Genomic DNA, 22415 nt, shown 5'->3' with positions numbered 1-22415 from the left:
GGGCCTGCAAGGCCCCTCATGCACCCAGGCGCAGACCGCTGCTGGGCCTCATCACGCTCAAACGGCTACTGGCGCCCACTCCTCCCTATTCGGATTCGTCAAACATGGGGTTGTGAGAGGCTCCCAAATGTGATACGCCTGTGTACTTTAAAGATTTGCAAGAAAGAGGCACGGCACCTACTGCGGATACTGATGATATTATGGATTTGGCAAATAAAATGAGGCAACGAAGAGGATCTCGAAAATGATTAAATCGATATGTTTTGCAATTGTTTTTTTGATTTCTTTTGATGTCAAGGCGGAGAAATTTCGCAATGATATTGATTGTTCTGCCATGTTTTCGGAGGATTATATCTTTGCAAGATTCCCTGTGTTAAACCCAAAAAAAATATGGCAATGGCACGTTGTTGAAAGGACTGTCGAACGTCCTGAATACGCGTGGATTGCAGAAACTGGAAAATATAAAAATGGTAAATTTGAAGGTGATGGATTCGCTTTTTCATCATTAATTGGATCAGCTGATTTAAAAAATACCTCGCCCCAACAAGGGAGTCTCGGTGATTTGATAAATGCGACCAAAAAAATGCTTTTTTCACAAAAAAATCGCCGCACTATCTGGATGAGCAAAAGAAGGATAAATTAAATCATTTAAGTATAATCCGGGCAAAAATTGTCGATGATGATGCCGTAATGATGATGGTGGTGGACAAGCTGGCAACAGATGAGGGTAAATCTGGCAATCCAACACATATGAAATTGACAGCAATATTTCCCGATTTAAAATATTCTTATACTTGTACGCCAAAAATTGAACTGATAAAAATGAAATAGTTATGAAAGCGAGAGCATCGATGCCCTGAACCAGCGCACGCGCCACCAGTACGACGGCGCGGGCCAAGAGCGACGGGCGCGGCAGGGCCACCACCCGGGTGTGCAAGGAAGGCCGGGCAGGGGCTGGGCGCGGCTGGACGCCGGTGGCGCGCTACCGCTACGACGCGTTCGGGCGGCGTCTGGGCAAGACCGTGGTCCGCGAAGGACATCGGGAGAGCACCCACTACGGCTGGGACGGCGACCGGCTGGTGCACACGCAGGATGGGCAAGGCATCCGGCACACGGTGTACGAGCCGGCCAGCTTCGTGCCGCTGCTGCAGCTGCAGCGCAGGCAGGGGGCCAAGGATGCGGTGCAGATGCTGATGGGCTTGGGCGCGGAGCCGGGCGAAGACGCCACGGATGCGGCGGACAGCTTCGCGGCCATGCCGCGGGCGCAGCGGGAGATGGTGCAGGCCGCGCTGAACACCGTGCTGGACCCCGCCAGCGGCGCGCAGGCACTGGCCCTGATGCAAAAACACATGCCGCAGGATCTGGCGCAGGCCATGGCGGGCAGCGTGGGCCAGTTGCAGGCCGAGCGACAGGCCCAGGCAGCGGGCAACCCGCTCACCATCCGGCACTACCTGTGCGACCACCTGGGCACGCCGATCGGACGGGTGGATGGCAATGGCGAGAAGGCCGGCGAGATCACCTGGGCGGCCAGCTACGGCGCCTGGGGAGACGTGCAGGAGGAATACAACCCGCACCGGATCGAGCAGAGCATCCGGCTGCAGGGCCAGCAGATCGATGCCGAGACCGGGCTGCATTACAACCGCTTCCGGCACTACGACCCTCACCTGGGGCAGTACATCACGCAGGATCCCATTGGGCTAGATGGGGGAGTTAATAAATATATTTACCCCCTTAATCCACTAATTTATGTGGATCCTATGGGTTTGACAGAGACGGCCACGCCTGAACTGACCAATCAAGATGGACGTACCAGCGGAGTCAATAAGGTAATAGGAATAAAAAGGTGGGGATAAAATAAATAATAGCGCTAAAAAATGGAAGGCGCTAACAAAAAAGACATGGATGTTTATGATTGCATCATGAGTGGTCCTGCTTGCAGTAAGAGTTCTGCTGAGATGGAAGATATGAGAGAGTCAGCAAGGAAAGAAAGAATTAAAGGTATGAAAGATATCGGGCAAGGTTCGGTTGATGTCTATAAGTCAACGCCAGGAACATTGGAGAATGGCATTCCTGGTGGGAGAATTCCAAAACCATGAAAAAATTATTTATTTCATTTTTTACGGCAGTTTCTGTTGTGGCGTTTGCACAAGCTGATGCCCCTGCGAGAAATTCAATTGTAAAAATTAATGGCCATGAATTTATTCTGCCTACGGGATGTGCTCAGATTGATGGCAAACGTTATCGGTTTAGGTGTTTGCTCTCGACGGGAGAAGACGTTGCATTGGGTGTGAATGAAGGGCCAAATTTCGAAAAAATATTAAAATCTCCAAATGATAAGGAGGGGGTTTTAGATAGAATTGTGCAGGAAACGTCCTATGGATATTATGTGAAATACCTTTCTAGAAAGAATGGAAGTCAATATAATTTTATATATTTAAAAGATAAAGAAATTACTGTTTTTGGTGGGGATGTGGCATTGGTCTACTATTTTTCTATGCTTATTAATAATGTCAAAATTGATAATTAAAAATGGCGTGATCAAGTGTGGAAATGGGCTTGCCATACTTTAAAAAAGAAACCTACTCAGAGAGCGCAGCACATCGGTCGTTAGCTAGGATGCATACGGCACTGCCTGTGCGACCATCTGTGCACGCCGATCGGACGGGTGGATGGCAATGGCGAGAAGGCCGGCGAGATTACCTGGGCAGCCAGCTACGGTGCCTGGGGAGACATGCAGGAGGAATACAACCCGCAACGGATCGAGCAGAGCATCCGGCTGCAGGGCCAGCAGATCGATGCCGAGACCGGGCTGCATTACAACCGCTTCAGGTACTACGATCCACACCTGGGGCAGTACATCACGCAGGATCCCATCGGCCTAAATGGGGGTGGAAATTTATATCTCTATACAAATCAACCCATCACCATGATTGACCCGCTAGGATTGGAGGCCAATATCGTGGGCCATCCAGCTGCCGGTCCAGTGGGGAAATTGACCAATCCGAATTTGCATCATCTTGCCATTGAAATTAAACCAGATGACGCGAATTGTGATCTTGCTGGTGTAAAGACTCTTGGAGGCCAACCTTCTGGAAACTTTGCGAATGGCTATCTTGTATCGCGTTCCAACTATCCTGGAGATTCAAAAGGCATAGATGTAAGGCAGGCCATTCAAAAGCCGGAAGGAATGACGGATTGTGAATTTCTCAAGAAGCTGAAGAAGGCATCGGAAGAATACTGTAATTGCCTTCCGTATTCCAAGCCTAATGTCTCTCTGATTCCTGGAACGCAGGATGGGCAAATGGATCCCGGTACATACAATAGCAACTCATATGTGTCTGGTGTCATACAGAGAGCTGGAGCAGTTCCTCCAACGCTAAACACTGGAGGCAATTGGCAGGCACCTGGATACGGCAATCCTTTGCCTATCAGCAATATTGTTGCCCCTGTTGGAACAGTCGAGGTCAAATGATGAAAGGGCGATTTTTGGATGCGGCGATAGGATCGTTGAAGTTGCTTTTTTATCTTTGCGCCATTATTTTCTTGTCGGTGTTTTCAATGTATTTCATTGATTACAATACGAATTGGCTTGAGGCCTTGCCAAAGAGGGAGTATTTGGTTTTGGCGGTCGCAACACCTTTTTGCTTGTTTGCAATAACGAGGTTTAAGCTTTCGTCAATTTTTGTGGCTGCTGTGTTCTTGGTTCCAAGTTTTTATGTAATATATTTTATTGTGGCCTGTTCGATTTTTAAAGACTGTGTTTAAAATCGCTGCTTAAACGCCCCTGGCTTATCATCCTGTTTTCTACTCTTTTGCGAAAGACGTTTAGGCAAGACCGCACCTCGCGGGTTGTTCTCGGCCGCAGATTCTGGCCCTCCGTTTGAGGCTGATGGGGGTCGGGTGTAGCCGGGGCGAATGTCCCGGGGCATGCGGCGGCGGCCAAAGCCGCGTTGCAACGGTGCTATCCCGCCACAGGTCGTGTGCGGTAGAACTGCATCGGCACCGCCTGCATATCGCGCGCGTGTTGGTTGAGCACCGACTTCTTCATCTTGCCCACCACGTGCATCTCGCACGGCTTGCAGTCAAAGCGCAGGGTGAGCTTTTCCTTGCCGTTGATGAGCTGCAGCGGCTCGGCCTTGATGGTGCCCTTCACGCCGATCACGCCCTTGGCCTGCTTGGGGCACAGGCTCATGGAAAAGCGCACGCAGTGCTTGGTGATCATCAGGCTGACTTCGCCTTCCTCTTCCTTCGACTCGTAGGCCGCATCGATCACCTTCACACCGTGCTTCACGTAGAAGTCGTGCGCCTTCTGGTTGAACACGTTGGCCAGATAGGTGAGCGTGTCTTCGGGGAAGGGTGCGGGGGGCTGGACGGGCTCGGCGCGGGGCAGGCGTACGAGGCCGGCGGCGCGTGCGGATTCGAGCGCGGCCACCGCGTCGCGGCGCAGCGGGTTCAATGCCGAGGCCGGCACGAACCAGGGCTGCGACAGGCTCAGGGCGATGTCGTGCACGGAGAACACCGTGGCGCCGAAGCGGCCGAGTTGCTCGCGCAGCGTGGCCTCGGCTTGGGGGCCATCGGTGGCGCGCTGGTGCGGGTGCACGATCGCCGCGCTGCCGACGAAGCCGTCCTCGTCGGTCAGCGTGAGGTCGAAGCCGTCGGGTGTTTCGGACAGCTGCGCCCACAGGCCGATGCGCCGGTCGCTCGACTTCTTGTCGAGGGTGCGCACCCAGTCCATATCGCGGTTGCGGTTGATCTGCAGCCCCTTTCGCAGGTCCTTGAAGCCGGCGATGGGGTCCTTGGGGAACACGCGCCACAGGCCTTTCCGGGCGTTGACGGCCTCGGCGCGGTTGATCTGCAGGCCCACCAGTTCCTTTTGCAGGTCGTAGTAGCACAGGCCGTCGCCGTTGTGCAGCACGGTGTCCGGGCTGGACAGTTCGAGTTCGGCGAAGTTCTCGCCCACCTTGGTGACCCACCCGATGGCGCGGCCCGGCGTCTTGGGCGTGTCGAACGCGCCGATGTCGTCCTGGCGACCGTTGACGAAGTAGTCGGTGAACTCGCGGTTGAAGTTCTGGTCGGGATCGGGCGTGAAGGTGAACGTGGTGCGCCCGGACGACGAGCGCGCCAGCGGCTCGGCCGAGAACTCGCGCTCTTCGATGATCTCGTCGAGCAGCTTGCGGTAGTGCGCCGTGATGTTCTTCACGTAGCCCATGTCCTTGTAGCGGCCCTCGATCTTGAAGCTGCGCACGCCCGCATCGATGAGCGCCCGCAGGTTGTCGCTCTGGTTGTTGTCCTTCATCGACAGCACGTGCTTTTCGTGGGCGATGATGCGTCCGCTGCCGTCCAGCACCTCGTAGGGCAGGCGGCAGGCCTGGTTGCAGTCGCCCCGGTTGGCGCTGCGGCCGGTGTGCGCATGGGTGATGTAGCACTGGCCGGAATAGGCCACGCACAGCGCGCCGTGCACGAAGAATTCGATGGTGGTGCGTGCCGGGTCGGTGGCGGCGCGCACGGCGGCGATTTCCTGCAGGTCCAGCTCGCGCGCGATCACGATCTGCGACAGGCCCGCGTCCTGAAGGAAGCGCGCCTTCTCGGGCGTGCGGATGTCGGTCTGGGTGCTGGCGTGCAGTTGGATGGGCGGCAGGTCCAGTTCGAGCAGGCCCATGTCCTGGATGATGAGCGCGTCGGCCCCGGCGTTGTACACCTGCCAAGCCATCTGCCGCGCGCCTTCCAGTTCATCGTCCCGCAAGATGGTGTTCAGCGTGACGAAGATGCGGCTGTGAAAGCGGTGTGCGTGGCGCACCAGGCGCTCCAGGTCGCGCAGATCGTTGCCCGCGCCGGCCCGGGCGCCGAAGGCCGGGCCGCCGATGTACACGGCGTCGGCGCCATGGTTGACGGCCTCGATGCCGATGTCGGCGTCGCGCGCCGGGGAAAGCAGTTCGATCTGGTGGGGCAGCAGGGACATGGGGGCGATTATCCCCGGGGGCGTGGCGACAGGGTTGGCCCATGTGGCAGGGCGCCGCGTTTCGCTGGCCCGACAGTCGCTTCGCAAACGAACTGCATATTCTATTTTCCGGGCTAAGGTGGGCACACCAGAACTTTGAGGATGACCGTGACTTTCGTCAAGCACTCCCCCACTGCCGCCGCAACGCTACCACGCGTGCCCTCATCGTCCAGTGTCCAGCCGCCGACCCTGTGCGCCGAGAGCGCCGGCCAGGCATCCACGCTGGCGCATCCCGCGCTGGCGGGTCGCCAGCGGCCGCTGCAGCGCTCGGCCTCGGCGCCCGCGCTCGCCGTTCCCGGCGCTGCTGAGCTGCAGGTCGATCAGGCCCGCGATGACGCGCTGACGCAGCGGTTCGGCAGCAGCCAGCCCGCCCGCGGCAAGGTCAAGACCGACGCGCAGGGCCAGGTCATTCGCCGGTGCCCGATCCAGAAGCAGGAGATGGAGCCGGCATACGGCGACTATCGCCGGGTCCGCGTGAACCCGACCCGGGTGTTCGTCGCCGAGCATGCAGCGCCGGATGGCCGCGGCCGTTTGTTCATCCGGCGGCAGGCCGACCTCGATGCGCGCGACCGCTCGGACGGCGGCGGCGCGGCGGCCCTGAATGCGGCCGCTGCCGCCGACCCTGCGCCGGCCGGCGGCTTGGCGGCGCAGTTGCGGCTCGATGATTTGCGCGCGCACAAGGTGCGCTACAAATGGGACATAGCCCCTAACGGGTCGCTGGTGATCGGCGAAGTGCTCGTCGGCGCGCCGCCAGAGGTCGCGCAGGCCCTCGCCGCCCAGGACCAGGCCAAGGCCGCCAACCCGGAGAAGGCCAAAGAGAAACAAAAGGAGAAGGTCAAGGACACCGCAGAAAAGGAGGAAAAGGCGGGCAAGCCAGACAAAGTGGCCAAGAAGAAGCCGGAGGACGCGCTCGACCCGCGGGCTTTCATGCAAGGCCATGTGACGCTCGTGGGCGGCTCTTTGGTGGCCTCGCCCTGGCAATCGACAGCCGGGTTTCCGCATGCCCGCATCAGCGGTCTGCTCTACGCCCGCGCAGACGGGTCGCTGTGCATCAACAACGACTCGGGCCGCTTCAGCGAATACGAGGACCGCAGGCCCGAGCACCTGGAGCAGGTCGCCGCGCTGTTCGGGCGTGCAGGCGTTCCGGTTGCGGTCGCGTGGGTGGAAAAAAAACCAATTGCGCTCGCCCGACCGACCGGCAACGCCCGCAGGTAGGCTCGCAGCCAGCGGCCGGGGCCGGTGGCATGGGCAGTCGCGCTTCCCACCTGCTGGCGAAAGTTCGGCCAATGCCCAGCCGCGTTGTGATCTGATTGCGTTTGCTCGCTCGCTCGCTCGCCCGCGCCAGGCGGCGCGCCCTTTGTCGTTACAGTGGCGCCTCTGCCCGGTTGCGCGAGACAAAACGCCTCGCACCGGCTGGCAGGCGGGGCATGGCAGGCACGGGGCCGCAGCCGCCCACGCCACACAGGAGAGATGGCATGCGCATGGGATTCGGACTGGTGGCCCTGCTGGTGGCCCTGGCGATTGTTGGGTTACTGGTCAAAAAGCAGCTGGGCGCCACGCGCTCTGCCGTGCCGGTGGTGTCAGTGCCGGGCGCCCAGCCGCCGGCCAGCGGGGCCTCGGCCGCCACCGTGCGCGAGCAGAGCCAGCAGGTGCAGCAGCAGGTCAAGCAGCAGATGGAAGCGCTCATGCAGCAGGCCCGCCCCATGCCGGAAGACGAATCCAAGTGAAATCGGGCCCATGCCGGCGTTTTCCATGCCCTGATAGCTATAAAAATAATAGCAAATGATGGATTCGGCCGACGACGAAGATGCGCGCTGGATGCGCCACGCCCTGGCCGAGGCGCGTGCCGCGGCCGAGGCGGGCGAGGTGCCGGTGGGCGCGGTGGTGGTGCGCAACGGCGAAGTCATCGCCACGGGCCGCAACGCCCCCATCGCCGGTCACGATCCCACCGCCCACGCCGAGATCGCCGCGCTGCGGGCGGCGGCAGCGCGGCTGGGCAACTACCGGCTGGATGGCTGCACCCTCTACGTCACGCTGGAGCCCTGTGCCATGTGCAGCGGCGCCATGCTGCACGCCCGCCTGCCGCGCGTGGTCTACGGGGCGCAGGACGCCAAGACCGGCGCGGCCGGCTCGGTCGTCGATCTGTTCGCCGAGCCGCGGCTGAACCACCACACCCAGTTGCGGCGCGGCGTGCTGGCCCCGGAGTGCGGCGAGTTGCTCAGCGGTTTTTTCCGCGCGCGGCGCAGCCAGCAGCGCGCCCAGGCGCTGTCGGCCCACCCGCTGCGCGACGACGCGCTGCGCACGCCGGACGCCGCCTTCACCGGCCTGCCCGATTACCCCTGGGCACCGCACTACCTGAGCGACCTGCCTGCGCTCGCCGGCCTGCGCCTGCACTACCTGGACGAGGGCCCGCGCGATGCAGCCCGCACCTGGCTGTGCCTGCACGGCCTGCCCACCTGGAGCTACCTGTACCGCCACATGCTGCCGGTGTTCACCGCCGCGGGCGACCGGGTGGTGGTGCCCGATCTCATCGGCTTCGGCCGCAGCGACAAGCCCAAGAAAGAGGCTGCCCACGGCTTCGAATGGCACCGGCAGGTGCTGATCGAATGGATCGAACGGCTGGACCTGCGCCACACCGTGCTGGTGGTGCAGGGCTGGGGCGGGGCGCTGGGCCTGACGCTGCCCATGGTCTTGCCCGGGCGGTTCGACGGCGTGCTGGCCATGAACACCTGGCTCGCCGGCGCCGATGCGCCGGTGCCCCATCGCCTGCAGGCGTGGCAGGCGGAATGCGCCCGGGCCGGCCGCAGCGCGGGCGCAGGCCGCCTGGTGGCGCAAGCGGCCGGCAGCCCGCTGCTTCCCGAGGCGCAGGCGGCCTACGATGCGCCGTTTCCCGATGTGGGCTTTCGCGCTGCGCTGCGGGCGCTGCCGCAGGCCGTGGCGGCGCAACCCGAGGGCGCCGCCATGGCCCTGGCGGCCCGCCGCTTCTGGCAGGGCGAATGGACAGGCCGCAGCCTGCTGGTGGCCGGTGCACCGGACGCCGCGCTGGGCCCTGCGGCCATGCAATCCCTGCAGGCCCTGGTGCGCGGCAGCCCGCCGCCGCTGGCGGTGCCCGGTGCGGGGCATTTCGTGCCGGAGCAGGGTGCCGAAATCGCCGCGCGGGCTGTGGAATACTTCCGACCCTAGCGCGCCGGCCGCACCGGCGCACACACCGTATCCACCGGAGCAGGCCGCGCGGCCTGAATGCCTTGTCCCTTGCATCCCATGACGACCACGCCCATTGCGGCCACGACCACGGCCCCCGGCACATCTACATCTACTCGCCCTCCGGCGCGGTGCGCGACAAGGCGGCGTTCAAGCGCGGCATCGCCCGCCTGAAGGCCCTGGGGCACGAGGTCGAGGTGGATGCCGATGCCCTGGCCACGCACACGCGCTTCGCGGGCGACGACGCCACCCGGCTGGCGGCCATCCACCGCGCGGCGGCCAGCGGCGCCGACCTGGCCCTGATCTCGCGCGGCGGCTACGGCATCACCCGCATCCTGCCGGGCATCCGCTACAAGACGGTGGCCAAGGCGGTCGCGGGGGGCACGCGATTCGTCGGCGTGAGCGACTTTACGGCGTTCCAGAACGCATTGCTGGCCAAGACCGGCGCCATCACCTGGGCCGGCCCCTCGCTGTGCGGGGACCTGGGTCCGGAAGGCGAGCCCGACGACATCATGCTGGCCTGCCTGGACGACCTGCTCACTGGCCACGGCGAGGGCAGCGGCTGGCGCATGAACGCCGAAAAGCCCAACGCCGCCGGCCAGCCTGCGGTGCGCGACATCTACGTGAAAAGCGCACAGCTATGGGGCGGCAACCTCGCCGTGCTGGCCGGGCTGGTGGGCACGCCCTACCTGCCGGCGGTGCGCGGCGGCATCCTCTTCATCGAGGACGTGAACGAGCATCCCTACCGCGTGGAACGCCTGCTCACACAATTGCTGCACGCGGGCGTGCTGGCGCAGCAAAAGGCCGTGATCCTGGGCCAGTTCACCGGCTACAAGCTCGCACCGCACGACAAGGGATTCAAGCTGCAGAGCGTGGTGGACTGGCTGCGCACGCAGATCAAGGCGCCGGTGCTGACCAATCTGCCTTACGGCCATGTCGCCACCAAGGTGCTGCTGCCCGTGGGCGCCACGGTGTCGCTGTCGGTCGAGGGGCGCGACGCGCTGCTGTACTGGGGCCATACCCACTGAGGAACGCGGGCGGGGCCACCTTCCATGCCCCGCTGCAGGCCGCCCGAGCCGGCCCCATAATTTGCATTCCGTTTCCATTCTTTCCCCTCCGTGCCTCGTCTGTTCGCGTGTTGCGTGCACGCATCCCTGATCTTTGAAGGCCCTGGCGCCACCACGCGGCCAGGCGCTCGCCGGAAGGCCGCGCCATGACGGGCGGCGCGGTGCACACCGTCGTGTTCGCCGACATCGCGGGCAGCACCGCCCTGTTCGAGGCCGTGGGCAACGCACGCGCGACCGCCGCCGTGACCCAGCTGACCGACTGGATCGGCGAGACCGTCACCACCCATGGCGGCCGCGTGGTCAAGACGCTGGGCGACGGCGTGCTCGGCGTGTTCGAGGACGGCGCGGCCGGCGTGGCCGCCATGGCCGCGATGATGCGCAGCCACCACCACCGCATGCACGCCTGGCCGCGCGAACTGCGCCTCGACCTGCGGGCGGGCCTGGCCAGCGGCGAGATCGTGCAGGTGGATGGCGACTGCTACGGCGACGCGGTCAACGTGGCCGCCCGGTTGTCCGAGCGTGCCGGCCCGCGCGAGATCTGGGCCACCGAAAGCACCGTGGAGCAGGCGGGGTCGGTGGACGGCACCTGGTTCGTGCGCCTGGGCGCCATGGACCTGCGCGGTCGGTCCGAGCCCATCGTCATGTACCAGGTCGAATGGCGCGATGGCGAGGAGGGCGATTCGGTCACCATGCAGGCGGCGCTGCCCAGCACGGTGATGCCGCTCGATTCCGGCAGCGCCTGCCTGGAGTTGTCCTGGGGCGGCGCGCACCGCGCCTTCCTGTCCACCCAGACGCCCGTGCACCTGGGCCGCGCCACGCAGGCCCAGGTGCATGTGGGCGACCCCCGCGTCTCGCGCCTGCATGCCCCGCATCGACTGGCGCAACGGCACCTTCGTGCTCACCGACCTCAGCAGCTTCGGCACCTGGGTGCACTTCGGGGGCGGCAGCACCGTCGTCAACCTGCGCCGCGACGCCTGCCTGCTGCATGGCACTGGAGTGATCGCGCTCGGGGTGCCGCTGGGCAAGGCGGCCGGCGGGCCGACGGTGGGCTTTCGCGTGTCGGGCGGCACGGTGCTGCCGCACTGACGCGGCAGAACCGGGATCTTTTCATCCGCCTGCCCGAGGGCAGGCCCGTACCAAAACCAAAGCGAGTTGCCCCGTGCACCATGCACCGTTGATCGAACTCACCCGTGGCGGCATTCCCGAAAGCTTGCATGCCGGCTCGGTTGCCGTGGTGGACCGGCAGGGCCGGCTGCTCGCGCAGGTGGGCGACCCGTGGGCCCGGGTGTTCACCCGCTCCACCATCAAGGCCTTCCAGGCCCTGCCGCTGCTGCAGTCCGGCGGCGTGCAGGCCCTCGCCTGGGGCGAGCGCGAGCTGGCACTGCTGTGCGCCAGCCACAACGGCGAGGCGCAGCACGTGCAGGTGGTGCAGGGCATGCTCGACAGCGTGGGCCAGGACCACACCGTGTTGCGCTGCGGTTGCCACGTGCCGCTGTTCGCAGCCCTCGGGCTGGGTACGGTCGCGCCCGGTGCCGTGCACGATGAGCGCCACCACAACTGCAGCGGCAAGCATGCGGGGTTCGTGGCGTACTGCGTGCAGCAAGGCCTTTCCTTGCCCGACTACACCGACCCCACGCACCCGCTGCAGATCCAGGTGCGCGAGCAGGTCGCCAGCGCCGTGGGGCTCGCACCCGGCGACCTGGCGATGGGCATCGATGGCTGTTCGGCGCCCAACTACGCCATGCCGCTGGCGCATCTGGCGCGGGGCTACGCCCGGCTGGCCGGCGAAGCACCGCAGGACAGCGACCTGGGCCCGCACCTGGCGGCGCTGGCCGATGCCATGGTGGCGTTTCCTGCACTGGGCTCGGGCACGGGGCGGCACGATGCCGACTTCATGCGGGCCGGCGGGGGCGACTGGGTGTCCAAGACGGGCGCCGATGGCGTGCAGGTGCTGGGCAGCCGCAGCCGGGGCGAGGCCTTCGCGCTCAAGGTCATGGACGGCAACATGACCGCGCAGATCGCCGCCGCCGTCGAGGTGCTGGACCAGCTGGGCTGGATGAATGACGCCCAGCGCGCCGCGTTGGCGCCCTGGCGCGCCGCACCGCTGCTGAGCGCACGGGGCGTGCCCGTGGGCGAGCGCCGCCCGGTGTTCCGGCTGGAGCGCGCCGCGGTTTGAGGCCAACAGGCCGCCGCCGCTTTATGGGTAAGCGCTGGCCGCTGCAAAAACAGTCGCAAAAGACCAGGTGTCCGGCAGGATGTACGCCACGCCCGCCGACTGGCCGAACACGGGCGCGATGAGCCGGTCGTAGAACGCCGCGTCCACGTTCACGCAGCCGTAGGAAATCCGCTTGTCCTGCGCGCTGCCATGCACCAGCCGCTCGCGCCGGCGCTCTGCGGGGCTCACGCTGCGCAGCCGGTGCAGGGACACGGCGGCGTCGTAGTCGATCCAGACGATGTCGTCGCCGCGCAGGTTCAGCCCCGGCTCGGTGATGAAACGGCCGGCCGGGGTGGTGCGCTCCTCGGGCCGGATCTTCGACAGGGGCTTGTCGCCGATGCCGGGCACTGAAGCGTCCCCGCGGGCGGAGCCCAGCAACACCGCCGCGCTGCCGCGCCAGCGCCCGTCGGCGGCAAAGACATGCAGGCGCGCGCCCAGCTTGTCGATCACGGCGAACGGCAGGCCGCCGTGGTCGGCCGTGCCCTGCACCCATCGCACCAGTTGCAACGCGGTGTCGGAGGTGCCCTCGGGCGGCCAGGTCGCCACGGTGCCGGCCCGTGCTCCGACAGCGGGCAGCAGCCCCAGGGCCGCTGCGGCGATGGCGGTCCGGCGCGAGAGGGTGGCGGTGTGGGCCGGGGTGGCGGAGGGTGCGGTCATGCGGCGATGTGGGGCGACCCGGCAGAAACGGCTCGGCAAGTACCGAAGAAGTCCCAAAAAAGTCCCAAGGGGTGGAAAGTGCCGTGCATGCTAGCGTGTGTGTGCAGAGGTGGCGGGTTTGGGCGAATAATGGCTGCTTCTGCCGAGCCTTTGCCCTGATTTTTCCACACCATGTTCGAGCGCTTTCGCAAAGCCTTCGCCTTGGGCCCACGCCCCGACGATCCTCCGCGCCCCGTGTCGCTGGAGGATACCGAGCAGTGGGCGGCCGCGCAGGGCCTGGCTTTCTCGCGAACCGCGGAGCCGGGCGGGTTCCTGATGCTGGGCCAGTACGAAGGGCGCACTTGGCGCCTGGAGTGCGGGGCGCCGCAGCGCCACTACCTGCGGGGCACGGAACTGCGCGCGCGCATCGATGTGGGCGTGGAGCCCGACGTGGCGCTCATGCTGGTCTCCCGCCCACTCAAGGAGGCGCTGGAGCGCGAAGCCTACGGGGCCTTCACCGATACGCTGCAGACCTCGTTGCCGGGAGACCTGTCCGAGGAGGTGCGCTGGCTCGCCATGTTCGAGGAGATGGCGTGGCCCGGCGTGCCGCTGCCTTTCTGGCAGCATTTTGCGGTGGTGGGCGAAGGCGGCCTGCACGCCAAGCGCTGGGTGCAGCCGTCCATGGTGTCCCATCTGCTGGAGATGCTGCTGCCAGCCCAGGGCGAGCCCGTCGAAGCCGGCACGCGCGCGCCGAAAGCGCCGCCGCTGATGCTGATGGTGGCGCGCGGCAAGGTGTCGCTGCGCATCGAATACCCAGGCGACCACCTGCAGACGCTGGCCGATGCGGTGATGCTGCTGCACGAGGCGGCTCGCAGCGCCCTGCAGCACCTGCCGCAGGGCACAGCGAACTAGGACCGGCTGGCACGAATTGCGCCGAGGCGGATTCGCTGCGACCGAGAATGCAGGGAGATCGCAGCGACTCGCTGCATGCCGGTCGAGCTCGGTCTTCCAACGCGTCGAGCCAAGGCCGGCCTGACGAATCTGCAGTTGCTCAGCGCAACGGGACCTGCCCGTCGGCGCTGGGGTTTCAGCCCCATTCCCATTGGGCCACCCCTGCGTGATCGCAGGCGCAGGGTGCGCCTCGCGATGCGGTGGTGGCCGCCATCGCGCCGGAATAGGGCAAAACAACGCTATCCAAAAATGCCAGGCCCCGTGCAGATTGACAAAGAAACTGCTCGGGACTCGCATCGATATGGCATCTCCTGTAAAGGGTGCAGTCCTAGACTCGTTTCACCTCAACACAGCAGATCTGCCCATGATCTTCAAACCTCGATTCATCAGCTTCGACTGCTACGGCACGCTCATCAACTTCGAAATGGGGCCGACGGCGAAGGTCCTGTTCAAAGACCGGGTGGCGGCCGATCGGATGCCGGCGTTCCTGGACAGTTTTCGGGCCTATCGCCTCGACGAGGTGCTGGGCGACTGGAAGCCTTTCTACGACGTGGTGGCGAACGCCATCCAACGTGCCTGCAAGGCGCACGGCATCGAATGCCTGGCATCGGATGCCGCCGCTTTGTACGACGCCGTGCCGACCTGGCAGCCACACCCGAACGTGGTGGAAGTGCTGGAGGCGATCGCGCCGGAAGTACCGCTGGTCATCCTGTCGAACTCGATGGTCGACCTCATTCCCCACAGCGTCGCGCACCTCAAGGCCCCCTTCCACGCGGTCTACACCGCCGAGGAGGCGCGTGCGTACAAGCCTCGCATGCAAGCCTTCGAATACATGTTCGACCGGCTGGGATGCGGGCCCGATCAGATGATGCATGTCTCGTCGAGCTTTCGTTATGACCTGATGACGGCGTCCGACCTGGGGTTCATGGCCAAGGCCTTCATCGACCGGGGCCATGAGCCTGCGTCGAGCGACTACGGCGTATGCCGCCTGACAGACGTTCGCCAGCTTCCTGCATTGCTCGGACTCTGATGCTCCGCCTCGACCCCCACCTGGGAACCCAGGGCGCGATGCGTGACCAAGCCGCCGCACTGAGCACGGCGGCCCCCCAGCTGGCGCCAGCCGAGGTGCAGGGCCTGGTGAAGCGCCTCTACGGCCTCGACGTCGGCGTGAGGGCACTGGCTGGCGAGCGCGACCAAAACTGCGCGTTGGAATCGGCCGACGGCGCGCGCTACGTGTTCAAGATCAGCAACCCCTCCGAGCGGGTGGAACTGGTCGATTTCCAGATCGCCGCCATCGAGCACATCGCCCGCACATCGCCCGGCCAGCCGGTTCCGCGCGTGGTGCGGATGCTGGACGGACGCGCGCGCGATACCGTGGAACTCGCCGGGGGCATCCAGACCACCGTGCGCATGCTCACCTACCTGGATGGCATCCAGATCCGGGAGACACCCCGCACCGCTGCCCAGCGGGTGGCGATGGGCCGAGGCCTGGCCGCGCTGAACCTTGCCCTGCAAGGCTTCACGCACCCGGCGGCGGCCCATGATCTGCTGTGGAACGTGTCGGCAGCGCATCGTCTGACCGTCCAACTCGACAGCCTGGTGGAAGGCCCGAGGCGCGTGCTGGCCCAGTCGTTCATGGCCCGCTTCGTCGACCACGTGCTGCCTCGCCTTGCTTCGTTGAGGGCGCAGGTGATCCACAACGACTATCACCTCTACAACGTGCTGGTCGCGCCGCACGACCCGTCGCGCATCACCGGCATCATCGACTTCGGCGACATGCTGCACGCGCCATTGGTCGGCGAGGTGGCCACGGCAGCGGCCTTCCACATGGCCGGCTGCGCCGATCCGTTCGAAGGGCCGGCGCAGTTCGTCAGGGCCTACCAATCCATTGTGCCGCTGACCGAGCCGGAGCAGGAGATCGTCGCCGATCTCATGGCGACGCGCCACCTGATCACGGCCTTGATCTCGGAGTGGCGTGCCTTGCGCTATCCCGAAAACCGCGACTACATCATGCGGCACAACCCGGCAGCCTGGCAGGCGCTGTCGCAGATGGCAGACCTTTCCCGCCACGAGGCGCGCGACCGCCTGTTGACCCCCACACCCACTGAAACCCCGCCATGAAAACCACTGCTGATTTCAATATGGTCAATGCCTACATCCCCGGCCGGGCCCAGGTCGGCCCCGCCACCGAGGCCATGATCGATCGGCGCAATGCGCTGCTCGGCCCGGCCTACCGGCTGATGTATGAGCATCCGCTGCACATCGTGCGCGGTGACGGCGTTTGGCTGATGGACCCCCAGGGCCGCCGCTACCTCGACGCCTACAACAACGTCACCTCGCTCGGCCATTGCCACCCCGCAGTGACCGAGGCGATCTGCCGCCAGGTGACGACCCTCGCGACCAACACGCGCTACCTCCACGACACCATCCTCGAGCTGGCCGAGCGGCTGCTGGCGAGCGTGCCGGGCACGGATCTGGCCCACCTGATGCTGACTTGCACCGGCAGCGAGGCCAACGACCTGGCTTATCGCATCGCCAAGGTGCGCACCGGCGGCACGGGGGTGATCGTCACCGACACGGCATACCACGGCATCACGGACGCCGTGTCGCAGTTCTCGCCCTCGCTGGGCCCGACCGTCGACCTGGGGGCCCACGTTCGCCTGGTGCCGGCGCCGCGCCGCTACCACGCCGAGGGTGCCGACCTCGGCGAGCGCTTCACGCGTGACGTCGAGGCGGCCATCGCCGACCTGCAGCGCCATGGCATCCGGCCGGCCGCCTTGATCGTCGATTCGCTGTTCACCAGCGACGGCATACTGCCCGAGCCCGCGGGCTTCCTGAAGGGGGCGGTCGAGGCGATCCAGCGCGCTGGCGGGCTGTTCATCGCCGACGAGGTGCAGCCTGGCTTCGGCCGCACGGGAGAGCATCTGTGGGGCTTCCAGCGCCACGGCCTCGTTCCCGACATCGTCACCATGGGCAAGCCGATGGGCAACGGCCAGCCGATCGCCGGCATCCTTGCGACAGCCGACGCCCTGGCGGAATTCGGCAAGAACTCCCGCTACTTCAACACCTTCGCCGGCAACACGGTCTCATGCGCAGCGGCCCTGGCGGTGTTGGAGACCATCGAGCGGGACCGACTGGTGCCGCACGCGGCCAGGATCGGCCGATTGCTGCTCGACGGCATCGCGGGGCTTGCCGCGAAGCACGAGGCCATCGGCGACGTGCGGGGGGGCGGGGCTCTTCGTGGGCGTCGAACTGGTATCGAACCGGGCGACGCGGGCGCCGGCGCGCGAACTCACCAGCCGGGTCGTCAACCGGATGCGCGACAAAGGCGTGTTGCTCAGCGCGTGTGCCCAGGGACACAACGTGCTCAAGATCCGCCCGCCGCTGGTGTTGTCGGCGGAGCAGGCCGGCATGGTCGTCCAAGCGCTCGACGAATCGCTGGCCGAGACATGCACCACAAGGTAAGGCGGCTTGGCCATACGATAGCGCCATGAAATCGGCCATCCTGTTTGATCGGTTTGACCTCAAGATCCTCGCGCATCTTCAGCGCGAGGGACGCTGCTCGAACGTCGATCTGGCCAAGTCGGTGGGGCTGAGCCCCAGCCCGTGTCTCCTGCGCACGAAGCGGCTGCAGGAGATCGGACTGATCCGTGGCTACAGCGCCGACATCGCGCTCGAAAAGCTGGGGGATCACGTCATCGTGTTCTCCGAGGTCACCATCGGCAGCCACCGGCCGCATGATTTTCGAAAGTTCGAGGAAGGCGCCGGGAAGTACCAAGAGATCGTCGAGTGCTACAACGTCAGCGGCGGATACGACTACCTGCTCAAGATCGTGGTGTCGGGCATCGGCGCTTTTCAGGCGCTGATGGAAAAGATGCTGGAAGACGATATCGGCATCGAGCGTTTCGCTTGCCGGATTGTGCTGCGCCAACCGCATGGACGGCGCGAGTACCCCTTGGGGGCCATTGCGGCTCGGCAGCGTTGGGAGTGACGTTGGGCTCCGGGTCGGGGGCGACCCGTGCCGATTCTCGATGCCATGGAAAAACGCCCCGTGATCCGGGGCGATCGCAACCTCTTGGAGTGGACTCTGAAGGGCAGGGGCCCGGGATGCGTGGGCCCCTGCACCTGAGGCTGCAGGCTGTCAGCAGCCGCGCGTGATGGGCGGCTCCACGCTGCTGCCGTAGGTTCCGTACTTGCCCAGTTCCCACTTGGCGATGGCGTTGCGGTGCACCTCGTCCGGGCCATCGGCGAAACGCAGGGTGCGCGCGTTGGCATAGGCATAGGCCAGCGGAAAGTCGTCGCACATGCCGCCGCCGCCATGCACCTGCATGGCCCAGTCGATCACCTGGCAGGCCATGCTGGGCGCGACGACCTTGATCATGGCGATCTCGGTGCGTGCGACCTTGTTGCCGGCCACGTCCATCAGCCACGCCGCTTTCAAAGTGAGCAGGCGGGCCATGTCGATCTTGCAGCGGGCCTCGGCGATGCGTTCCTGCGTCACCGTCTGCTGCGAGACCGGCTTGCCGAAGGCGACGCGGCTGCTGGCGCGGCGGCACATCAGCTCGAGCGCGCGTTCGGCCAGGCCGATGAGCCGCATGCAGTGGTGGATGCGGCCCGGGCCCAGGCGGCCCTGGGCGATCTCGAAGCCGCGGCCCTCGCCCAGGAGGATGTTGGAGGCGGGCACGCGCACGTTCTCGAACACCATCTCCACGTGCCCGTGGGGCGCGTCGTCGTAGCCGAACACGTTCAGCGGTCGCAGGACGCGGATGCCGGGCGTGTCGGCGGGCACCAGCACCATGCTCTGCTGGGAATGGCGGGCCGCTTCCGGATCGCTCTTTCCCATGGTGATGAACACCGCGCAGCGCGGGTCCGCCGCGCCCGAGATCCACCACTTGCGGCCGTTGATGACGTACTCGTCACCCTGGCGTTCGATGCGCGTCTCGATGTTGGTTGCGTCGCTGGAGGCCACGTCGGGCTCGGTCATGGCGAAGGCCGAACGGATCTGCCCCTCCAGCAGCGGCTTGAGCCAGCGCGCCTTGTTCTCCTCGCTGCCGTAGCGGGCGATGGTCTCCATGTTGCCGGTGTCCGGCGCGGAGCAGTTGAACACCTCGCTGGCCCACGGCACGCGGCCCATGATCTCGGCCAAGGGCGCGTATTCCTGGTTGGTCAGCCCGGCGCCGTCATAGCCCGAGGCGGCGGCGCTGTCCACCGGCAGGAACAGATTCCACAGCCCGGCGGCGCGGGCCTTGGGCTTGAGCTGCTCGATGGTGTTCAGGGCCGTCCAGCGCTTGCCGGCGGCGGTGTTGGCCGCCAACTCGGCGGCATAGGCGGGCTCCGAAGGGTAGATGTGGTCGTCCATGAACTGCCGCAGGCGTGCCTGCAGGTCCTGGGTCTTCGGTGAGTAATCAAAATCCATCGCGGTCCTCCGGTTGAAAGGCTTGGGGGCAGGCCGGCGGTGCTGCATCGCCGGCCGTGGTTTCACATGCGCTGGGCGAACCCCCAGGCCATCTGGGCCAGGGGCCGGGCGCCTTCGCCCGAGGTGCGTGCCTGGGCGCTGGAGGCGGTGCCGGCTTCCACCCGCTTGGCGATGCCTTGCAGGATCGAGGCCAGGCGGAACAGGTTGTAGGCCAGGTAGAAGTTCCAGTCGGCGCGCAGCGCCTCGGGCGTGGTGAAGCCGGTGCGCTCGCAATAGCGGCGGATGTAGTCGGCCTCGTCCGGAATGCCCAGTGCCGCGATGTCCAGCCCCGCGATGCCGCGGAACATGCCCGGCGGGATGTGCCAGGCCATGCAGTGGTAGCTGAAATCCGCCAGCGGATGGCCCAGGGTGGACAGCTCCCAGTCCAGCACTGCGATCACGCGGTTCTCGGTGGGGTGGAACATCAGGTTGTCGAGCCGGAAGTCGCCATGCACGATGGACACGCGGTTCTCGTCGCGCGCGCTCTCCGGAATGTGCGCGGGCAGCCACTCCATGAGCCGGTCCATCTCCTCGATGGGCTGGGTGATGGAGGCTACGTACTGCTTGCTCCAGCGGCCGATCTGCCGGTCGAAGTAATTGCCCGGCTTGCCGTAGCCGGCCAGGCCCCGGTCGGCGAAACGCACCGTGTGCAGCGCCGAGATCACGCGGTTCATCTCGTCGTAGATGGCGCCGCGCTCGGCCGGCTGCAGGCCGGGCAGCGACTGGTCCCACAGCACACGGCCTTCCATGAACTCCATCACGTAGAACGCCCGGCCGATCACCGACTCGTCCTCGCACAGCACATGCATGTGCGGCACGGGCACGTCGGTGCCGGCCAGCCCGCTCATCACCGCGAATTCACGCTCGATCGCATGGGCCGATGGCAGCAGCTTGGCGACCGGCCCGGGCTTGGCGCGCATCACGTAGCTGCGGCCCGGTGTGACGAGCTTGTAGGTGGGGTTGGACTGGCCGCCCTTGAACATCTCCACCGTCAGCGGTCCGGCGAATCCATCCAGGTTCCGGCCCAGCCAGTCGCTCAGGGCCCGGGTGTCGAACGCATGCTGATCGGAGACGGGCCGGGTGCCGATGAAGTGGTCGTAGTTGCTCATGGAATGCGGTGGAGGTGGGAGGCCGGCGGGGTGGTCAGTTGTCGGTTTCTGCGATGCGCATCAGGGCTTCGCGGTCACGCACCACAAGGCCGCCCGGCTCGATGCGGATGGCGTCCTCGCGCTCCATCGATTTGAGTTCCTGGTTCACGCGCTGGCGCGAGGCGCCCAGCAATTGCGCCAACTCTTCCTGCGCCAGTTGCAGGCCGATGCGCATCTCGCGCCCGTCCGACAGGCTGGGAATGCCGTAGCTGCGCACCAGGTGCAGCAGCTGCTTGGCCAGCCGCGCGCGCAGGGGCAGGGTGTTGAGGTCTTCCACCAGGCCGTAGAGCTGGCGGATGCGCCGCGCATGCAGGCGCAGCATGGCCTCGTAGAACTCCACGTGCGCGCTGAGGATCTTGCGGAAGTCGGCCTTGGCCACGCACAGGATGGTCGTGTCGCCATGCGCATAGGCATCGTGCGTGCGGCGGTCCCCGTCGAAGATCGCCACGTCGCCGAACCAGATGCCGGGCTCCACATAGGTCAGCGTGATCTGCTTGCCCGAGATGGAGGTGGAGCTCACCCGCACCGCGCCGCGGGCGCACGCGATCCATTCCTCGGGCGGATCGCCGCGGGCGGCGATCAGGCCGCCGTCCTTGAAGCGTTTGACGTACGCGCATCGGAGAATGTCGTGCCGCAGAGAAGGGGAGAGGGAAGAGAACCAGCGACCGGTATTGATCGCTTCACGTTCTTCGATGGTAAGAATGGGGTCGTCCATTGGTCTGTCTTTTGGGTGACTGGTATCGCTTTCATTGTCGCGCCCGGGACCGGTGCGCCTGCTGCTCGTTGTCCCGGGGCTGTCGCCTGCGTGTCTGGCACGCGCGGACGGCCACGCCGCGACGCGGCCGTGATGGGCCGGCGCGAAGACGATGGTGGAGCTCAGGGGCAGCGATTCGAGGCGAAATGCCCCGATGCCGGCGTTTTATATGTCTTGGTTGCTATCTTATTAATAGCGAGCTGGGCGCTTTTCCAGAAAGGCGGAGATGCCTTCACCCGCGTTGGGGTGCTGCAGGTTGCGCACGAAGTGCTGGCGCTCCTGGGCCAGCTGCGCGGTCAGCGTGTTCTGCGGGGCCTCGCTGATCAGCTCCTTGATGCTGGCCAGCGCATTGGGGGCGCGTGCGTTCAGGGTGTCTGCCAGCTCCAGCGCGCAGGCCAGGGCCGAGCCGGTCTGCGACAGCCGGTTGACCACGCCCAGGGCGTGCAGGCGTTCGGCCTCCACCTTGCCGCCGCCCATGAGCATTTCGCTGGCCAGTTGGCGCGGCACGGCGTTGGCGAGGCTCCAGCTTGCGCCACCGTCGGGCGACAACGCGATGCTGCTGTAGGCCATGGTGAAGGTCGCGTTGCGCGCCGCCACGATGAGGTCACAGGCCAGCGCCAGCGAAAATCCAGCGCCGGCCGCTGCGCCCTCGACAGCGGCGATCACCGGCTTGGGGTAGGCGCGGATGGTTTCGATCCAGTGGTGCAGCGCTTCCACGCCCTGCGCCTGCGACTCGGCATCTTCCTGTCGCCGCGCCAGCAGCCGCTGCAGGTTGCCGCCCGCGCAGAACGTGCCGTCGGCGCCGGTGATGACCACGCTGCGCACGTCCGCGCTGCGCTCGGTGCCGTTCAGGGCTTCGATGCCTGCCGCGCAGATGGCCGGATCGAGCGCGTTGCGCATTTCCGGGTGGCGGATGGTCAGCACGAGGGTCTGGCCGTGGCTGGTGCTCTGGAGTTGTGCGGGCATGGGCGCTTTAAGTAAAGAAGAGAC

General features: G+C 65.2%; 21 protein-coding genes and 1 pseudogene. 16 read left to right on the top strand and 6 right to left on the bottom strand.

From position 1 onward, the window contains the following. Positions 1-244: 244 nt before the first annotated feature. The 5 genes from AVAK2825_RS14780 to AVAK2825_RS24805 all read left to right on the top strand — a co-directional run bounded on the left by AVAK2825_RS14780 (position 245) and on the right by AVAK2825_RS24805 (position 3472). The gene (locus AVAK2825_RS14780; RefSeq protein WP_284400087.1) at positions 245-643 is read left to right on the top strand and encodes a hypothetical protein; all 399 of its coding nucleotides are present in this window, start codon (positions 245-247) and stop codon (positions 641-643) included. 331 nt (positions 644-974) lie between these two features. Next, the gene (locus AVAK2825_RS14775) at positions 975-1853 is read left to right on the top strand and encodes an RHS repeat-associated core domain-containing protein (RefSeq protein WP_284400085.1); all 879 of its coding nucleotides are present in this window, start codon (positions 975-977) and stop codon (positions 1851-1853) included. 21 nt (positions 1854-1874) lie between these two features. Then, positions 1875-2096 (top strand): hypothetical protein, encoded by a 222-nt coding sequence (locus tag AVAK2825_RS14770; RefSeq protein WP_284400083.1) that lies wholly within the window; start codon positions 1875-1877, stop codon positions 2094-2096. Beyond that, positions 2093-2527 (top strand): hypothetical protein, encoded by a 435-nt coding sequence (locus AVAK2825_RS14765; RefSeq protein ID WP_284400080.1) that lies wholly within the window; start codon positions 2093-2095, stop codon positions 2525-2527. Before AVAK2825_RS14770 ends, AVAK2825_RS14765 begins: the two co-directional genes overlap by 4 nt. A gap of 138 nt (positions 2528-2665) precedes the next feature. Next, entirely contained in the window at positions 2666-3472 is an 807-nt protein-coding gene (locus tag AVAK2825_RS24805) for an RHS repeat-associated core domain-containing protein (RefSeq protein WP_349817175.1), read from the top strand. A 489-nt stretch (positions 3473-3961) separates the two neighbouring features. Here the strand turns inward: AVAK2825_RS24805 and AVAK2825_RS14755 are convergent, their stop codons facing one another. Beyond that, positions 3962-5959 carry a peptidase U32 family protein gene (locus AVAK2825_RS14755; RefSeq protein ID WP_284400077.1) on the bottom strand — a complete coding sequence of 666 codons (1998 nt, stop codon included), beginning with the start codon at positions 5957-5959 and terminating at the stop codon, positions 3962-3964. Between the two features lie 147 nt (positions 5960-6106). On the opposite strand from AVAK2825_RS14755, the gene xopV reads away from it, so the two are divergent. From xopV to AVAK2825_RS14725, 6 genes are all read left to right on the top strand, one after another. After that, positions 6107-7213, top strand: a complete 1107-nt coding sequence (gene xopV / locus AVAK2825_RS14750; RefSeq protein ID WP_284400075.1) for a XopV/AopV family type III secretion system effector — start codon at positions 6107-6109, stop codon at positions 7211-7213. 260 nt (positions 7214-7473) lie between these two features. Next, positions 7474-7725, top strand: coding sequence for a hypothetical protein (locus AVAK2825_RS14745; RefSeq protein ID WP_284400070.1), 252 nt, complete (start codon positions 7474-7476; stop codon positions 7723-7725). 58 nt (positions 7726-7783) lie between these two features. Further along, complete coding sequence (gene tadA / locus AVAK2825_RS14740) at positions 7784-9181, top strand: tRNA adenosine(34) deaminase TadA (RefSeq protein WP_284400119.1); 1398 nt, start codon at positions 7784-7786, stop codon at positions 9179-9181. 62 nt (positions 9182-9243) lie between these two features. Continuing rightward, complete coding sequence (locus AVAK2825_RS14735) at positions 9244-10227, top strand: LD-carboxypeptidase (protein WP_284400068.1); 984 nt, start codon at positions 9244-9246, stop codon at positions 10225-10227. A gap of 185 nt (positions 10228-10412) precedes the next feature. After that, positions 10413-11444, top strand: coding sequence for an adenylate/guanylate cyclase domain-containing protein (locus tag AVAK2825_RS14730; RefSeq protein WP_349817174.1), 1032 nt, complete (start codon positions 10413-10415; stop codon positions 11442-11444). Then, entirely contained in the window at positions 11426-12442 is a 1017-nt protein-coding gene (locus tag AVAK2825_RS14725) for an asparaginase (RefSeq protein ID WP_284400064.1), read from the top strand. The genes AVAK2825_RS14730 and AVAK2825_RS14725 overlap by 19 nt, the downstream gene beginning before the upstream one ends. Positions 12443-12463: 21 nt before the next feature. On the opposite strand, the gene AVAK2825_RS14720 is transcribed toward AVAK2825_RS14725, so the two are convergent. Further along, positions 12464-13138, bottom strand: a complete 675-nt coding sequence (locus AVAK2825_RS14720; protein WP_284400062.1) for a hypothetical protein — start codon at positions 13136-13138, stop codon at positions 12464-12466. Between the two features lie 171 nt (positions 13139-13309). On the opposite strand from AVAK2825_RS14720, the gene AVAK2825_RS14715 reads away from it, so the two are divergent. The 5 genes and pseudogenes from AVAK2825_RS14715 (at position 13310) to AVAK2825_RS14695 (ending at position 18059) form a co-directional block, all read left to right on the top strand. Beyond that, entirely contained in the window at positions 13310-14029 is a 720-nt protein-coding gene (locus tag AVAK2825_RS14715) for a hypothetical protein (protein ID WP_284400059.1), read from the top strand. Positions 14030-14432: 403 nt separating this feature from the next. Beyond that, a complete protein-coding gene (locus tag AVAK2825_RS14710; RefSeq protein WP_284400056.1) occupies positions 14433-15098 on the top strand; it encodes a haloacid dehalogenase type II in 666 nt (221 codons plus the stop codon). After that, on the top strand, positions 15098-16189 hold the full coding sequence (locus AVAK2825_RS14705; RefSeq protein ID WP_284400051.1) for a phosphotransferase: 1092 nt from the start codon (positions 15098-15100) through the stop codon (positions 16187-16189). The genes AVAK2825_RS14710 and AVAK2825_RS14705 overlap by 1 nt, the downstream gene beginning before the upstream one ends. Further along, positions 16186-17533 (top strand): annotated as a pseudogene (locus tag AVAK2825_RS14700) (aspartate aminotransferase family protein). Before AVAK2825_RS14705 ends, AVAK2825_RS14700 begins: the two are co-directional and overlap by 4 nt. A 25-nt stretch (positions 17534-17558) precedes the next feature. Continuing rightward, positions 17559-18059 (top strand): Lrp/AsnC family transcriptional regulator, encoded by a 501-nt coding sequence (locus tag AVAK2825_RS14695; RefSeq protein WP_284400048.1) that lies wholly within the window; start codon positions 17559-17561, stop codon positions 18057-18059. A gap of 150 nt (positions 18060-18209) precedes the next feature. Here the strand turns inward: AVAK2825_RS14695 and AVAK2825_RS14690 are convergent, their stop codons facing one another. The 4 genes from AVAK2825_RS14690 to AVAK2825_RS14675 form a co-directional block, all read right to left on the bottom strand. Then, positions 18210-19484, bottom strand: a complete 1275-nt coding sequence (locus AVAK2825_RS14690) for an acyl-CoA dehydrogenase family protein (RefSeq protein WP_284400045.1) — start codon at positions 19482-19484, stop codon at positions 18210-18212. Between the two features lie 62 nt (positions 19485-19546). Continuing rightward, a complete protein-coding gene (locus AVAK2825_RS14685) occupies positions 19547-20632 on the bottom strand; it encodes a phosphotransferase (RefSeq protein WP_284400042.1) in 1086 nt (361 codons plus the stop codon). Between the two features lie 34 nt (positions 20633-20666). Next, positions 20667-21386: a Crp/Fnr family transcriptional regulator gene (locus tag AVAK2825_RS14680; protein ID WP_092743762.1), complete on the bottom strand. Its 720-nt coding sequence runs from the start codon at positions 21384-21386 to the stop codon at positions 20667-20669. Between the two features lie 228 nt (positions 21387-21614). After that, positions 21615-22391 (bottom strand): oxepin-CoA hydrolase, alternative type, encoded by a 777-nt coding sequence (locus tag AVAK2825_RS14675; protein ID WP_284400039.1) that lies wholly within the window; start codon positions 22389-22391, stop codon positions 21615-21617. Positions 22392-22415 lie beyond the last annotated feature (24 nt).

Origin of the sequence: Acidovorax sp. SUPP2825 (genome assembly GCF_030158995.1) — a bacterium.
In the GTDB taxonomy this organism is placed as follows: domain Bacteria; phylum Pseudomonadota; class Gammaproteobacteria; order Burkholderiales; family Burkholderiaceae_C; genus Paracidovorax.
Note: the sequence above shows the minus strand (reverse complement) of the source record. Positions and strands in the feature narration are given on the sequence as shown.

Coding starts and splice junctions, on each gene's coding strand:
- AVAK2825_RS14705 (WP_284400051.1), top strand. CDS start 15,098: ATGCTCCGCCTCGACCCCCACCTGGGAACCCAGGGCGCGATGCGTGAC.
- AVAK2825_RS14755 (WP_284400077.1), bottom strand. CDS start 5,959: ATGTCCCTGCTGCCCCACCAGATCGAACTGCTTTCCCCGGCGCGCGAC.
- AVAK2825_RS14780 (WP_284400087.1), top strand. CDS start 245: ATGATTAAATCGATATGTTTTGCAATTGTTTTTTTGATTTCTTTTGAT.
- AVAK2825_RS14695 (WP_284400048.1), top strand. CDS start 17,559: ATGAAATCGGCCATCCTGTTTGATCGGTTTGACCTCAAGATCCTCGCG.
- AVAK2825_RS14770 (WP_284400083.1), top strand. CDS start 1,875: ATGGAAGGCGCTAACAAAAAAGACATGGATGTTTATGATTGCATCATG.
- AVAK2825_RS14730 (WP_349817174.1), top strand. CDS start 10,413: ATGACGGGCGGCGCGGTGCACACCGTCGTGTTCGCCGACATCGCGGGC.
- AVAK2825_RS14680 (WP_092743762.1), bottom strand. CDS start 21,386: ATGGACGACCCCATTCTTACCATCGAAGAACGTGAAGCGATCAATACC.
- AVAK2825_RS14685 (WP_284400042.1), bottom strand. CDS start 20,632: ATGAGCAACTACGACCACTTCATCGGCACCCGGCCCGTCTCCGATCAG.
- AVAK2825_RS14675 (WP_284400039.1), bottom strand. CDS start 22,391: ATGCCCGCACAACTCCAGAGCACCAGCCACGGCCAGACCCTCGTGCTG.
- AVAK2825_RS14745 (WP_284400070.1), top strand. CDS start 7,474: ATGCGCATGGGATTCGGACTGGTGGCCCTGCTGGTGGCCCTGGCGATT.
- AVAK2825_RS14710 (WP_284400056.1), top strand. CDS start 14,433: ATGATCTTCAAACCTCGATTCATCAGCTTCGACTGCTACGGCACGCTC.
- tadA (WP_284400119.1), top strand. CDS start 7,784: ATGGATTCGGCCGACGACGAAGATGCGCGCTGGATGCGCCACGCCCTG.
- AVAK2825_RS14720 (WP_284400062.1), bottom strand. CDS start 13,138: ATGACCGCACCCTCCGCCACCCCGGCCCACACCGCCACCCTCTCGCGC.
- AVAK2825_RS14765 (WP_284400080.1), top strand. CDS start 2,093: ATGAAAAAATTATTTATTTCATTTTTTACGGCAGTTTCTGTTGTGGCG.
- AVAK2825_RS14690 (WP_284400045.1), bottom strand. CDS start 19,484: ATGGATTTTGATTACTCACCGAAGACCCAGGACCTGCAGGCACGCCTG.
- AVAK2825_RS14715 (WP_284400059.1), top strand. CDS start 13,310: ATGTTCGAGCGCTTTCGCAAAGCCTTCGCCTTGGGCCCACGCCCCGAC.